This is a genomic window from Streptomyces sp. NBC_00306 (assembly GCF_036169555.1).
GTDB lineage: Bacteria > Actinomycetota > Actinomycetes > Streptomycetales > Streptomycetaceae > Streptomyces > Streptomyces achmelvichensis.
The window spans coordinates 7,327,271-7,340,929 of the sequence record NZ_CP108032.1; the positions used below are offsets into that span (position 1 = coordinate 7,327,271).

10 protein-coding genes are annotated in these 13,659 nt (G+C 69.4%); 1 reads left to right on the plus strand and 9 read right to left on the minus strand.

Translation table 11 applies throughout. The annotated features are described in order from the left end of the window. Window positions 1-47: 47 nt before the first annotated feature. From OHA05_RS32785 to OHA05_RS32805, 5 genes are all read right to left on the minus strand, one after another. Entirely contained in the window at window positions 48-2,228 is a 2,181-nt protein-coding gene (locus OHA05_RS32785; RefSeq protein ID WP_328862549.1) for an ATP-binding protein, read from the minus strand. A 28-nt stretch (window positions 2,229-2,256) separates the two neighbouring features. Continuing rightward, complete coding sequence (locus tag OHA05_RS32790; protein WP_313942612.1) at window positions 2,257-2,769, minus strand: SRPBCC family protein; 513 nt, start codon at window positions 2,767-2,769, stop codon at window positions 2,257-2,259. Window positions 2,770-2,957: 188 nt separating this feature from the next. Beyond that, entirely contained in the window at window positions 2,958-4,574 is a 1,617-nt protein-coding gene (locus OHA05_RS32795; RefSeq protein WP_313942611.1) for a sodium/solute symporter, read from the minus strand. Beyond that, the gene (locus OHA05_RS32800; RefSeq protein ID WP_328862550.1) at window positions 4,571-4,984 is read right to left on the minus strand and encodes a DUF485 domain-containing protein; all 414 of its coding nucleotides are present in this window, start codon (window positions 4,982-4,984) and stop codon (window positions 4,571-4,573) included. Before OHA05_RS32800 ends, OHA05_RS32795 begins: the two co-directional genes overlap by 4 nt. A gap of 122 nt (window positions 4,985-5,106) precedes the next feature. Continuing rightward, the gene (locus OHA05_RS32805; RefSeq protein ID WP_328862551.1) at window positions 5,107-6,036 is read right to left on the minus strand and encodes a DMT family transporter; all 930 of its coding nucleotides are present in this window, start codon (window positions 6,034-6,036) and stop codon (window positions 5,107-5,109) included. A gap of 150 nt (window positions 6,037-6,186) precedes the next feature. Here OHA05_RS32805 and OHA05_RS32810 point away from each other — a divergent pair, with 150 nt between their 5' ends. Then, the gene (locus tag OHA05_RS32810) at window positions 6,187-7,077 is read left to right on the plus strand and encodes a LysR family transcriptional regulator (RefSeq protein WP_328862552.1); all 891 of its coding nucleotides are present in this window, start codon (window positions 6,187-6,189) and stop codon (window positions 7,075-7,077) included. A 53-nt stretch (window positions 7,078-7,130) separates the two neighbouring features. On the opposite strand, the gene OHA05_RS32815 is transcribed toward OHA05_RS32810, so the two are convergent. The 4 genes from OHA05_RS32815 to OHA05_RS32830 all read right to left on the minus strand — a co-directional run bounded on the left by OHA05_RS32815 (window position 7,131) and on the right by OHA05_RS32830 (window position 13,405). Next, the gene (locus tag OHA05_RS32815; RefSeq protein WP_313942607.1) at window positions 7,131-8,399 is read right to left on the minus strand and encodes a ThuA domain-containing protein; all 1,269 of its coding nucleotides are present in this window, start codon (window positions 8,397-8,399) and stop codon (window positions 7,131-7,133) included. Beyond that, a complete protein-coding gene (locus OHA05_RS32820) occupies window positions 8,396-10,591 on the minus strand; it encodes an RICIN domain-containing protein (RefSeq protein WP_328863497.1) in 2,196 nt (731 codons plus the stop codon). Before OHA05_RS32820 ends, OHA05_RS32815 begins: the two co-directional genes overlap by 4 nt. A 151-nt stretch (window positions 10,592-10,742) precedes the next feature. Further along, a complete protein-coding gene (locus OHA05_RS32825) occupies window positions 10,743-12,128 on the minus strand; it encodes an RICIN domain-containing protein (protein ID WP_328862553.1) in 1,386 nt (461 codons plus the stop codon). Then, window positions 12,125-13,405 (minus strand): ricin-type beta-trefoil lectin domain protein, encoded by a 1,281-nt coding sequence (locus tag OHA05_RS32830; RefSeq protein WP_328862554.1) that lies wholly within the window; start codon window positions 13,403-13,405, stop codon window positions 12,125-12,127. Before OHA05_RS32830 ends, OHA05_RS32825 begins: the two co-directional genes overlap by 4 nt. Window positions 13,406-13,659: the final 254 nt, after the last annotated feature.

Here is a 13,659-nt window from a genome sequence, read left to right on the forward strand (position 1 = left end):
CGATCGGACCCGCAACCCAGGCACCGCCCCCGCCCGGATGCCGCCCCTCACGTACCGAGCCCACCCCGCGCCGAGCCGCACCGCGCCCCCAGCGCAGCGCTCAGCGCCACGGCGGGGTCGGCAGTCAGGCCCCATTGGTACGCACTCTCGTACGCCTCGTCGCCCGCCTTGGCCCGGGCCGTCCGCTCGCACTCCTCGCGGACCGCCCGCAGGTCCGGAGTGCCGCGCTGCGGGTGGCCGACCGTGTGCCAGAAGGACTGGCCCGTCCCGTACACCAGCCCGGCCAGTTCACCGTCGCCCGCCGCGGCGATCGCGGCCGCCAGCACGTCCAGCCCCAGCGCGATCCCGAAGCTGTCGCCGAGGCCTCGTTTGCTCTCGAGCATCGAGCGGGCGTGTGCCGCAGCATCCAGCGGGTTCCCGGAGAAGAGGTCGATCAGCGCGAGCTGGTAATCGAGGTAGGCGCGGGACCAGAACTCGCCCCGCTCCACACATCCCGCACGCAGCCACAGCGCACGCTCCTGGGCCTCGTGCAGTCTGCCGAGCCCGGTCAGGGCGAAGACCTGCACGAGGTGGCAACGCAGTCGGGACGCGGAGTCGAAGGGCTCACCGGGCGCGGCTCCCAGCCCGTGCTCCGTCACCAGATGGGCGGCGACCGGCCGTCCGGTCAGCAGCGCTATGAGTCCGGTGAGATACGTGGCCGCCAGCAATTCATCGGTGTCGCCCTCCCGCCATGCGGCGCGCGTGCACTGCTCACCGACCCGCTGAGCGTCCTCGTACTCGCCCTGGAGCGTGAGGGTGATGCCGAGTGCCCACAGCGCCCGCGTACGGTCCGCACCGTCCGACGGATGTGCGGCCAGGGCCTGTTCGAGGTATCCGCGGGCCTCGTGCAGATGACCGCAGCAGCTCCAGAAGAAGCCGACGAGGCCGACGAGGCGCAGCGCGCGCTCCGGGGAGGTGGCCAGCAGATGGTCGAGTGCCGTGCACAGGTCGGTGTCCGCCTCGGCGATCCTGCGGTACCACCGGGTCTGGTCGGCGCTCAGCCAGCCCGCGTCCGCGTCCTGGGCGAACCGCAGGAAGTGGTCCGCGTGCCGCTCCGCCAGGGCAGCCTCCTCGTGGAGCGCGCGCAGCCACAGGTGCCCGTACTCGCGGATGGTGTCGAGCATGCGGTAGCGGATGCCGTCGCCGCCCGCGACGACGGTGACGACGGACACGGCCACCAGGCGCCCGAGCAGCGCGTCCACGGCATCCGCACCGAGCGGTCCGCCCGAGCACACCGCGCGGGCGGACTCCAGGTCGAAGTCGCCGCGGAAGACGGTGAGTCGCGCCCACAACAGCCGTTCGAGCGGCGCGCACAGCTCGTGACTCCACCCGATCGCGGTACGCATCGTGCGGTGACGCTGCGGCCGGACCCCCGGACCGGGGGTGGCGAGGACGTCGAAACGGGAACCGAGCCGCTCCGCGATCTCCTCGATCGTGGTCCGACCGGCCTGGGCGGCGGCCAGTTCCAGCGCCAGGGGAATCCCCTCCAGCCGGCGGCAGATCTGTATGGCGGCCGCGGCCTGCTGCGCATCTGCGCTTCGGGCCCCGGCCTCCGCCCCCGTCGTCGCCCCTGTGCCTGTCCGCGTCCTCGTCCCCGTCCCCGTCCCTGTCTCCGTCTCCGTCTCCGTCTCCGTCTCCGTCTCCGGAGATTGCGCCGCGGAGGATGCCGCGGCCACCCGTTGGGTGAACAGGTCCAGCGCGTCCGGCCCGCCCGGGGGCAGGGGTTCGACTTCGATCAGCCGCTCGCCCTCCATGCCCAGCGGTTCGCGGCTCGTGACCAGCACGGTCAGGTCTGCCACGGCCGTCAGCAGATCGGCGACCAACTCCCGGCAGGCGTCGACCAGATGTTCGCAGGAGTCGAGGACGAGGAGCAGCCGCTTGCCCGCCAGCCACTCGCACAGGGCGTCGACCGGCATACGCGGCGTGTGGTCCGCGAGGTCGCATGCGTCCGAGACGGTGGACAGCAGCAGCCGGTCCCCGTGGAGCGGCGACAGATCTGCCCAGGCCACGCCGTCGGGGAACAGGGCCTGCGCTTCGCGCGCGGCCCGCAACGCCAGTCGTGACTTGCCGACCCCGCCCGTTCCGACGAGGGTGACCAGCCGGTCGCGGGCCAGCGCGCGGTCCAATCGGAACAGTTCCCAGTTCCGTCCGACGAAGCTGGTCGATTCCTCCGGAAGAATGCCCAACACGGGCACATTCTTGCGTACTTCGGACCTCTCAGGAGCCGTCCTGGGGCGACTCCATCACCTTCTTGAGGTTGCGCAGGGTGATCGCGATGTTCTTGCGCTGGAACTCGGCGAACGTCCGGCCGCGGGTCGCCACCCTGTCGAACGCGCCGGCCATCGCGTCGGGCCACGACCGACGGTCATCGGTCCAGGTCTCGGTCACCCGCGTGCCGTCGGCGACGGCCTCGAAGCGGTACTCCCAGGAGGCGATCGGCGCCTTCAGCACGGGCTTGCGCCGGCCGATGGCGTGCACCCGGAACGCGAAGCGCTCGCCCGGCTCCGCGGCCGTCACGGTGCAGCGCGTCGTCCAGCGGAGGGGTCCGCGCTTGTTGTGCCCGTCGAAGACCATGCCCACATGGGCGACCCGGGTGCCGTCCGTCACCGTCGCGCCCTGGTTCTCCGGGCTCCACCGTCCCATCCGGGTCGGATCACTGACCTGGTCGTAGATCGCCGCCGGCGGGGCGTCGACGACGATGCTGTCCGAGACCGTCATGGTGCGTTTCATGGGTACGACTCCGCTCTCGTGGCTGCCCGGGACTCCGCGGGCGATGATCTCGCCGTGGAGGTCGTTCCGTTCGGTGTGCAGGAAGGTCGCTGTGCAGGTCGTGCTCGGATGTGGAGGGCGTACTCGGGCGGACGGCCCCGTGGTGTCGCCGCGGGACCCGTCCGCCCGGACGCCGGTGGCACCCGGAGTCAGTACCGCCCTGCCGAGGTGTCGACCAGGATCGCCGCCTCCGCCGCCTCGTCGTCGAACTCCTCCTGCCGGCGGGTGCCCGTACGGCTGTTCGTCAGGCGGGTGGCGAGCCAGCCCGCGAGGAATCCGACGGGAATCGAGACGAGACCCGTGGTCGTGTACGGGAACCAGGTGAAGTCCTGGTCAGGGAAGATCGCTTGGGGAGAACCCGAGACCAGTGTGGTGCCGGTGATGAGGATCAGGACGCTGACCGCGCCACCGATCATCGACGCCAGGAGTCCCGCGCGGTTGAAGCGCTGCCAGAACAGGCTGTAGACGAGCGCCGGAGCGACCGCCGAGGCGCCCAGACAGAACGACAGGGTGACCATCGCCTGGAGATTCCAGTGCCGGGAGGCCGCCGCGAGGACGATCGCCGCGAGGCCGACCAGCGCCGCCGTCGCGCGGGCGAGCATCATCTCGGTGCCGGCCCGCAGTTGTTGCCTGCGCCGCAGGCCGTTCGTGATCAGGTCGTGGGCCAGGGAGTTGGCGCAGGCGAGCGTGATGCCGGCGACGGATGCCAGCAGTGTCAGGAAGATGGCCGTGGCCATGACCGTGAAGAGCAGCGTCTCGAAGCTGGACACGGACTCGCCCATGACGGCCTGGCTGACGAGGAGGATCGACGTCTTGCCCTGCGGGTCGCTGAGCGTGATCTGCTGGCGGCCGACGAGCGCCGCCGCGCCGAAGCCGATCACGGCGCTGAGCAGACCCATGACGACGACGGTGGAGACGGCCCAGCTCATCGAGCGGCGCACTGCGGGCGCGCTGCGGGAGCTGAACATGCGCATGGTGATGTGCGGGAGGCACGCTGCGCCGAGGACCACGGTCAGCTGCGTGCTGATGAGGTCGAGCCCGTCGCCGCCGAACTGGAGGCCGGGGGTGAGATACGCCTCGCCCGCGCCGCTTCCCCGTGCCGCGGCGTCGAGAAGCGACGGCACGCTGAAGTCGAAGCGGTACAGCACGAGGGCCGCGATGGCGAGGGCAGCGGCCAGCAGCACCAGGGTCTTCACCAACTGGATGAACGCCGTGCCCTTCATGCCGCCGATGGCTGCGTAGATGATCATCAGCAGGCCGAGGAGCACGATCGAGCCGGTCTTGAAGCCGGCGGCGTCGATGCCGAGGACGAAGGCCAGCAGATCGCCCGCGCCCGCGAGTTGGAAGATCAGCAACGGGAAGAGGGCCACCAGCGTCACGATGCAGGCGGTGATGCGTACGGCGGGGCTGGGCGCGCGCCGGGTGAGGACGTCGCCCATGGTGAACCGGCCCGCGTTGCGCAGTGGTTCGGCCAGCAGGAACATCAGCAGGACCAGGGACAGCGCGGTACTCAGCGCGAGTACGAGGCCGTCCTGGCCGACGAGCGAGATGACGCCGATGGTGCCGAGGACGCTCGCCGCGGAGATGTAGTCGCCGGCGATGGCGAGTCCGCTCTGCATCGGCGACAGCGAGCGGAAGCCGGTGTAGAACTCGTCCAGGTCGTCCCGGTCCGGCCCCGTCATCACGCACAGGAGCAGGGTCACGGTGATCACGGCGATGAACGCGACCAGGGACATGGTCTGGGCTTCGGTGCTGAATCCGGTCATCGTCGTGCTCCCTGCGGGGACGGGGCGGTGTTGCGGCGTACCGCTGCGGTGAGGGGGTCGACGCGGCGGCGTGCGGTGCGCTCGTACCAGGCGACGGCCAGCGCGGTCACGGGGAGTTGAAGCAGGCCCAGCAGAAGGCCGGTGGTGAGGCCGCCGGTGACCCTGCTCGACATGAGGTCGGGGGCGTAGGCGCACAGGACGAGGAAGACGACGAAGTACCCGAGGGCGGAGAACGTCGCGACGCGGCGCAGTCTCTTGTAGGCGGTGCTCAGCGCGCGCACATCACGGCGATGGTCCGCAGCGGGCTGGGCGGGCTGGGCGCGCTGCTGGGACTGATGGGCCTGTCCCGGATGCTGTTCGGGGAAGTCCGGGAACTCGGGATATGAGGGCTGTGAGCGGTGGTACGACATCGCGTTCTGGTCCTCGAATGCCTTCGCGGTCGGCCTGCGACGGCTGGCGCATGCCGGTGGAGCGGCACACGTTACCCGCCGGTAGGAGTGCCGGAGCATTCTCACATGGACTGATTGGTCGGTCAGTTGACCCGGTCTGTCCGGAGTCGCGGCTCTCGCGCGGAACCCGCAGCCGGCGCGTCGACCAGCGGCGACAGTGAATTTGTCCGCTTCTGCCTGCGCGTCAGTCCGACGCCGACGAGGACAACCAACATTCCGATAACGACGCGCAGAGTGAGCGCCTCGTCGAGGACGAGTGCCCCGAGTGTCAGGGAGACCACCGGCAGCAGATAGCCCACCGTGGCCGCGTTCGTGGCACCCTCGTCCGCGATGAGCCGGTAGTTGAGCGCGAACGTGAACCCGGTGGCGAAGACGCCGAGGGCGATGACGGCCAGCACACCGACGAGCGTGACGTCCGAGGTCGACGTATCCGCGACGGGCAGCGCGAGGGTGCTCAGGCCCGTTGCGGCGAGGAGCTGGGCCGCCGAGAGCGCGATGGGCGCCGAGCCCTTCCCGGTGAGCTTGCGTCCCATGTAGGTGAACGCCACGGCGTAACTGGCCGCCGCCGCAAGGATGGCGAGCGCGCCCCAGCTGGTCAGACCGCCCTGCTGCCACGGTGCGAAGATCAACAAGGTGCCGGCGAATCCCAGAAGGAGTCCGGCGAGGCGGACCGGCCGGATTCCCCGTTCCGTACCGATGGCGAGGCCGATCAGCAGCGACCACAGGGGAGTGGTCGCGTTGAGCACGCCCGCCACCCCGGAGTCGACCGTCTGCTGGCCGATGCTGAACAGCGCGAACGGCAGGGCGTTGCAGAAGAAGGCCGCCACCGCCAGATGCCCCCAGGTCGCACGGTCGCGCGGCAGCCGCTTACGGGCCCAGGCCGCCATCGCGACCAGCACCAGCGCGCCGAGCGCGCAGCGCGCGAAGGTGATCTGCGCCGGGGTCAGGCCGTGGTCGAGCGCCACCTTGATCCAGAGGAATCCCGATCCCCACAGCAGGGCGAGTACGCCCATGCGCAGGAAAGTTCCTCTTCCGCGACTGACCACGTCCGTCTCCTCCAGGCCCTGTCGGGCGCTCCCGTCGAGGCCCTCCCCGACCACCGTGCCGCACTCGACCTGGCAGCACCAGTGAAAAGTTGTGGGGTCAGCGTTAACCTCTGCTACATGCTCGATGTGCGCAGGATGCAGGTCCTCAGGGCGGTCGTCACCAGTGGCTCGGTCACTGCCGCGGCCGCGAACCTCGGTTACACGCCGTCCGCCGTCAGCCAGCAGGTCGCGGCACTGGAGAAACAGGCCGGCACCGCGCTGCTGGAACGCGTCGGCCGTGGAGTCCAGCCGACCGCGGCCGGACGGCTGCTCACCGAGCACGCCGACGTCATCAGCAGGAACATCGCCGAGGCGGAGACCGCGCTCGCCGATCTGCGCGAGGGGCGCACGGGGCGGCTGGCCGTACGGTACTTCGCCACCGCCGGGGGCACGATCGTCGCGCCGGCGCTCGCCGACCTGCGCCGTACACATCCGGGAGTGCGGATCGACCTCAGGCTGATCGACCCGGAGGACCCGCTTCCCGAGGTCAAGCACGGCCGCGCGGACCTCGCCGTCGTCGTCCAGCTGCCGGACCGGCCGCGCGAGGACGTCCGGCTCGTCCATCTCCTCGACGACCCCTACCGTGCCGTTCTGCCCAAAGAGCACCCGCTCGCGGCCCGAAGAGTGATCGATCTGGCCGACCTCGCGGGGGAACGGTGGATCGGCAGCGAATGGCCGGGGCCCTGCCTCGACGTCGTCCTCGGAGCCTGCGGTGCGGCCGGATTCACCCCCGACATCGTGGTCCAGAGCGAGGACTACGCGACCGCCCAGGGCTTCGTCGCCGCCGGTCTCGGAGTGGGGCTCATGCCGCGGATCGGTCTCGGCAACCGCCACCCCGGTGTCGTCGTACGCAAGGTCCGCAGGCCCGAGCCGGTACGGGCGATCCACGCGGCGGTACGGGAGAGCTCACTGACCCAGCCCGCCCTTCGCGCCCTGCTCGACGCCCTGAAGCAGGCGGCGCAGCAGTAGGCCCGGGCACCCCCGAAGGGGGACCCGGGCCCACTGGGTGAGCTGTCAGAGCGTCAGGGCTGCGCGGTCAACTGGAAACTCTGCGCCGCCGAGTTGTCACAGGCACGCTGCACCAACTGCACACTGTTGGCCGAACTGCCTGTCGTGCTCAGGCACTTGCCGCTGTGCCGGGCGGTGAAGTGGTAACGCCCGGACGCCTCCCGCACCGGCAGCCACTGCTGGTTGCCGCCGCCGCTGTAGGACCACAGCTGCACCGGCGCGTTGTCCGCCGCCGACACCCCCGTCACGTCGATCACCTGCTGGGGATTGCCCCGTATCCCGATCCTCGTGTAGCCGCTGTCCGTCGTGCGGAACTGGAACTGCTGAGCCGCGGTCCCGTTGCAGGTGTACTGCTGGATCGCGGTCCCGTTGGCGGTGGCGGCCGACCGCGCGTCGGCGCAGGCGCCGTTCGCGTTGTTGGTCAGCGCATACCACGCCGTCTCGGAGATCGGATCGTTCGGTGCCGGACCGCCGCCCGCGCCGCCGAGCCACTTCAGCCCGTCGATCAGGAAGCGGTTCTGCGTGGCGCTCGCGAACGTCGACGACAACGGCTGGTTGGTGTCGTAGTTCATCGCGTTGTGCCCGAAGTTCGCGTACAGCATCTTGTACTGGGTGTTGGTCCACAGGATCGGGTAGTAGCCGCTGTACCACGTCTGGTTGGGGTCCGTCCCCAGCGGGAAGCTCGACGGGTCCACCGATGCCAGGATCTTGATGTTCTGGTTGGTACGCAGATCGTTCGACCAGCTGTACCACTCGCTCACCGACGACGTGAACGTCGCGGGCAGCCCGGTGGTCGAAGGGTGGGTCCGGTCCTCCGTCCGCAGCACCGAGGTCGTCGGACCCCAGGTGTTCGAACGGAAGTTGCCGCTCCCGAGGAACTGGTTGTAGTACCAGGGCCACGCCGCCGCGTTCGTGGTGAACGCCGAGACATGGAAGCCCATCCAGCCGCCGCCCGCACGCATGTACCGTTCGAAGCCGGCCCGCTGGGCCGCCGACTGGGGTGCGTCGTCCAGGAACAGCACCACCTGGTACTCGTTGACCCCGCCGTTCGCCAGCAGCTCCCAGTTGGTCGTGGCCGTGTAACTGAAGTTGTTCTGCGCGGCCGTGCGCGGGAACCACTCGTTGGCTTCCTTGACGAAGTTGATGTGTGCCGCGTCCCAGGTGCCGTTGTAGAAGGCGATCACCTTGAAGGCGGGCGCCTGGGGCCCGGCGTGCGCCGGGACCGTCGTGACACCGACCAGCAGCGCCAGCAGAATCAGAAGCCTTGCTCCGAGCCGCCTCACGGGTAGCTCACCAGGTTGGCCACGTTGGTGGACGAGTTGGACGGACCGCCCCTGTCGTTGATGACATGACGGATGGTCCCGGTGCCGCCGAGCGAGACGGTCACCATGTTCTGGAACCTGACGTTGGGGTTGTTGGGGACCTCGAACGCGTGCTCCGCGGTCACACTGTTGTTGACGTTGAAGAAGCAGTAGCTGCCGAGTCCGTAGGCCTGGTGACTGGTCACGTTGTTGGCGACCTTGTAGGCCGCGTAGCCCTGGGTCGAACCGTTCATCCAGGCCGCCTGGTTCGGCGGGTCGTACGGCATCTCGTTCTGGTAGAAGTACGTCCGGCCGCCGTTGCCGTTCCAGATGGTCTGGTGCTTCTGGTAGTGCTCGACGAACAGGCCGTACATGGTCACGTTGTCGCCGTTGACGACGAGTCCCGTGTCCGCGGTGTTGGTGTTCCAGCCGATGCCGCTGCCGTGGTCGCCGCGCCAGATCCACATGTGGTCGCCGATGACGTTGTCACTGTTGACCACGAGGCTCGTCGTCGCCTTGCCCACGGCCGCCCCGCCGACGCGGAAGTAGACGTCGTGCAGCGAGGTGGGGTTGGCGGAGTGGTTCGCCGCGGCGCCGGCCGGGCCGACCTCCATCAGCGTCTGCGAGTTGGTCGTACCGGCGTCGAAGAGGACACCCGCGACCTTCACCCCGTCGACATCGGCGACCGTCATCGCCGTGATGCCGTTGTCCGGGATGAACGTGGCCAGGCCCAGACCGAGGACGACGGTGTCGGGACGGGTCACCCGCAGCGTCTGGTTCAGGCGGTAGACGCCGGGGGTGACCAGGAGGTTCTTGCCCTCGGCCAGTGCGGCGTTGATCTGCGCCGCGGTCGCGCCCGGCTTGACGACGAAGAACTGGTCCATGCCGAGCGAGCTGCCCCCGGCGCTTCCGCCCGCCCAGGTGGTGGCCGAGGAGTTGGCCCGCAGGGACGGGACGAACACCTTGTAGGCGCCCGCGCTGTCCACGTACAGGAACGGCTTCTCCCGGACCGTCGGGGTCTGGTTCACCGTGGTGTAGGGCGGGTTGGGGAAGCTGTTGCCCGGCACGCCCTGGCTGCCGACGAAGACCATGTTCCAGTTGGACCCGTTCCAGCTGCCGAGCTGCGAGTTGCGGGTCAGCCACTGCTGCTGGGTGCCGGACCGCACCTGGCCGTCGACCTTGCTGTCGGCCATGAATCCGCCGCTGGCCCAGCCACCGTCGTCCAGCGCCAGATTGCCGCGGACGTGCATGCGCCGGTACGCGGACGCCTGGGAGACCGCCCACCGGTCGGTGCCGCCCGTCGGGTTCACCGACAGGTTCTCGGCGCCGCGCCAGAAATTCTGGGTGGCGTTCTGCGGCGGGAACCAGTCCGCCTCGACGTGCACCGCGCCGTTGATGGTCACCGAGTCCGGCGACTGGCCGAGACCGAGGACCTGTGTGTAGAAGCCGACGTTGACGTCGTTGCTGTACGTACCCGGCTTGAACATCACCGCGTAGCGCTGCGGTCCGAACTGGTTCTTCTCCTGTTGCTGGAAGATCGAGTTCAGTCTGCTCTGAATCGTCGACGACGGCATGGACGGGTCGAAGACGACCACGTTCGGACCGAGATCGACGTCACCGGGCGCGGTGCTCACGGGTGCCACCTGGAAACGCTGTGCGGCGGAGCCGTTGCAGGTGTACTGCACGAGTTGAACGCTGTCGGCCGTCGAGGCGGACGGGACGTCCAGACACTTGCCGCTGTGCCGGTTGACGAAGTGGTAGGCGCCGCCTCCCTCGTCGACGGCCTGCCACTGCTGGTTGTTGCCGCCGCCGTACGTCCACAGGTGCACGGCCGCGTTGTCGGCGGAGGAGGTGTCGCTCACATCCACGACCTGAGCGGCGTCGTTGCGGTTGTTGATCCGCACGAAGCCGTCGCTCGTGGGGGTGAAACTCCATTGCTGCGCGGTGCTGTTGTTGCAGGCGTACTGCTGCACCGCGGTGCCGTTGACGGTCGCGGCCGAGCGCGCGTCCAGGCACTTGCCGCTGCCGGCGTTGACCACCGTGGACCAGCCGGCGGGCAGCGCGGCGGCCGCCTCGGCGGCGCGGGGAGTGGCGGCCTGGGTGGGCTGGACCGCGGTGAGGACCGAGGCGGCGGAAGCCGCGACCACGAAGGCCGCGACCCAGGGTCTCGTGATACGGGCCGGGATGGGACTGCGGCGATCCGCTCGGGGCGTTCGCAGGGATCGGAGCACGGTTTCTCCTGTGCCGACTGCACGGCGTGGGTGGGGGGTTGAGCCGGGGAAGGTGAGCAGGGACGCTGAACAGGGTGAGCAGGGAAGCTGCAGGTCAGCCGTTGTACTGCGCGAAGACGCGGGTGAAGTCCCACGGCTGCTGGGACACGCCCGAGCAGGTGTCGGCCCCGCCGCCGGTGCAGGGGCGGTCGCGGTTGACCGACCAGAAGGTCAGCCGCGCGAGATGCCGCTGCTGGGCGTAGCCGAGGATGGTGCGGAAGTCGGCGACGGTCACCGTCTCGTTGTTGTCGGTGATGCCGTTCATCGAGGAGATGCCGGTGTGCCGGTACGCCTGGTCGTCGGAGTAGCCGTAGGCACTCTTGACCGTGTTCTTCAGGCCCTCGGCGGCCCGGACGGTGAGCTGGCCCATGTTCTGGCCCGCCCCGCCGAAGTTGAACGGCATGATCGTCCAGCTGTCCACGGTCAGACCGGAGGCGGCGGCCTTGCGGATCAGGCTGTCGTCGGGTCCGTTCTGGCCGGTGCCGAAGGTGACGAACACCTTGATGCCGGGGTTGTTGGCCTTGACCGTCTTCAGCGCGTCGACCGTGCGCTGTTGCACGGTCGGGCTGTCGTACGCCGCGGCCTCGATGTCGATGTCGATCGCCTTGAGGCCGTACGCGTTGATGACCTTCTGGTACGCGGCGGCCAGCTCACCCGCGCTGCCGCAGGAGCTCTCCAGCTTGTTGCCGCTCCACCCGCCGAACGACGGGATCACATCTCCGCCGGCGCCGCGGACGGTGTTGATCGTCTGCTGGTCCACCCCACCGGTCAGCGGCCTGCCGCCGTCCCACTGCGGGTTGCAGTAGCCGTTGCTGAGCACGAAGGCCAGCGTGAACCACTTGACGCCGGTCGCGTTCATCACGGTGGTCGGGCTCGGCGGACTGCCCCAGCCGTTGTAGAGGTACGGCGCGACGGCCATGGGTCCGGTCGGTGCCGGGTTCTCCCCGCCGCCGGGTGCGGTCCACTTCTGGTTGGCGGCGCCCGTGCAGGTCCATATCTGCAGGCGGGTGCCGTTGGCCGAGCTGTTGCCGGTGGCGTCCAGGCACTTGTCGGCCTGGGGGTTGACGATGTCACGGGCCGTGCCGACGTTCCACTGCTGCGCCGCGCTGCCGTTGCAGTCCCACAGCTGGATCCGGGTGCCGTTGGCCGTGCCCGCGGAGGTGATGTCGAGGCATTTGCCGAGCGCGCGGATGGTGCCGTCCGTGCCGACGTTCCACTGCTGCGCCGCGCTGCCGTTGCAGTCGTAGAGCTGTACGGCGGCACCGTTGGCGCTGCTCGCGCCGGCGACGTCCACGCACTTGCCGCCGATACCGGTGATCTGGCCCGTCGCGGCGGGGGCGCCGCTCGCGGGGCTACCGGTCAGGCCGGTGACCAGGGCGGCGGCCGCTGCCGTGCCCAGTACCCCGCGCATCGCGGGCCTGCGGAGGAGTCCTGTGGTCATCGGGTCACCGCCCACTTCTGGTTGGCCGTGCCGCCACAGGTCCATATCTGCAGGCGGGTGCCGTTGGCCGAGCTGCCGCCGCTGGCGTCGAGGCACTTGTTGGCCTGGGGATTGACGATGTCCTGGGCCGCGGGGACGGCCCATTGCTGGGCTGCGCTGCCGTTGCAGTCCCACAGCTGGACGGGAGTTCCGTCGGCGGTGCCTCCGGACGCCACGTCCAGGCACTTGCCGAGCGCGCGGATGGTGCCGTCGGCGCCCACGGTCCAGCGCTGAGCGTCACTGCCGTTGCAGTCGTAGAGCTGGACGGGGGTGCCGTTGGCGTTGTTCGCGCTGGGCACGTCCACGCACTTGCCGCCGACGCCGGTGATCGGACCGCCGCCACCGGGCGTGCCGTTGTCGGTGCTGACCCGGACGTAGTCGACGAGGAGCTGCTGGGGGAAGACCGTGCTGCCGTTGGGGTCTCCGGGCCAGTAGCCGCCGACCGCGAGATTGAGGATGAGGAAGAAGGGCTTGTTGAAGACCCACTGCCGTCCGCCGAGGTCGGCGGGTGTGCGCCGCTGGTAGACGTTGCCGTCGACGGACCACGTGATCGCGTTCGGGCTCCAGTCGACGGAGAAGGTGTGGAAGGCGTCGGCGAACGCCTGGCCGCCCGGCAGGGTATATCCGGCCCCGATGCCGCCCGATCCGGAGTAGCCCGGGCCGTGCAGGGTGCCGTGGACCGTGGACGGCTCGAAGCCCACGTTCTCCATGACGTCGATCTCGCCGGAGTTCGGCCAGCCGACCTGGCCGATGTCGTTGCCCAGCATCCAGAAGGCGGGCCACATGCCCTGCCCGCGCGGGATCTTCATCCTCGCCTCGACGCGGCCGTACGTCGTGGTGAACTTGCCGGCCGTGTTGAGCCGGGCCGAGGTGTACTCACAACGCCCGTACCAGCACTGGTAGTTGCCGGGGTTCTCGCGGCGGGCGGTGATGGCCAGATGGCCCTGTCCGTCGAGAGCGGCGTTGCGGTTCCCCGCGGTGTAGTACTGCCGCTCATGGTTGTTGACGTTGTCGCCCGTCTCGATCTGCCACTTGCCGCCGTCCACGGCCGAGCCCGCGGGCCCGTTGAACTCGTCGGAGAAGGTGACGGCGGCGGCTGCCGATGCGGCTGCGGGAGGGGCGGGCGGCTTCGCTGCGGGCGCTGTCGCCCCCTGCGCGAGTCCGGTGGACAGCGACGCGAAGGTGAGGAGCGAGGCGACGGACAGCACGAGTCGCCGGGATAAGCGCGGGGAGTCCATGACTCTCCCTTCCGGGAGCATGACGGGGGAGTGTCTGCTATGGCATGCATATGTCAGACGTGGGCGCATGCGGAACCGAGTGGTTGCTGCGCCGACCGGGGTGGGGGGTAGCAAGTGGAGCTGGGGGGTGCTTAGTTCACTACGTGATTTAAGAAGTGAACAAAGACCCTGTCAAGGGCTTGGTATGGACCGCATCCATGAACGGAAGCCCGACCCATGGACGGGGGTCGAGGGAGGTCCGTGCTGGCGCCGAT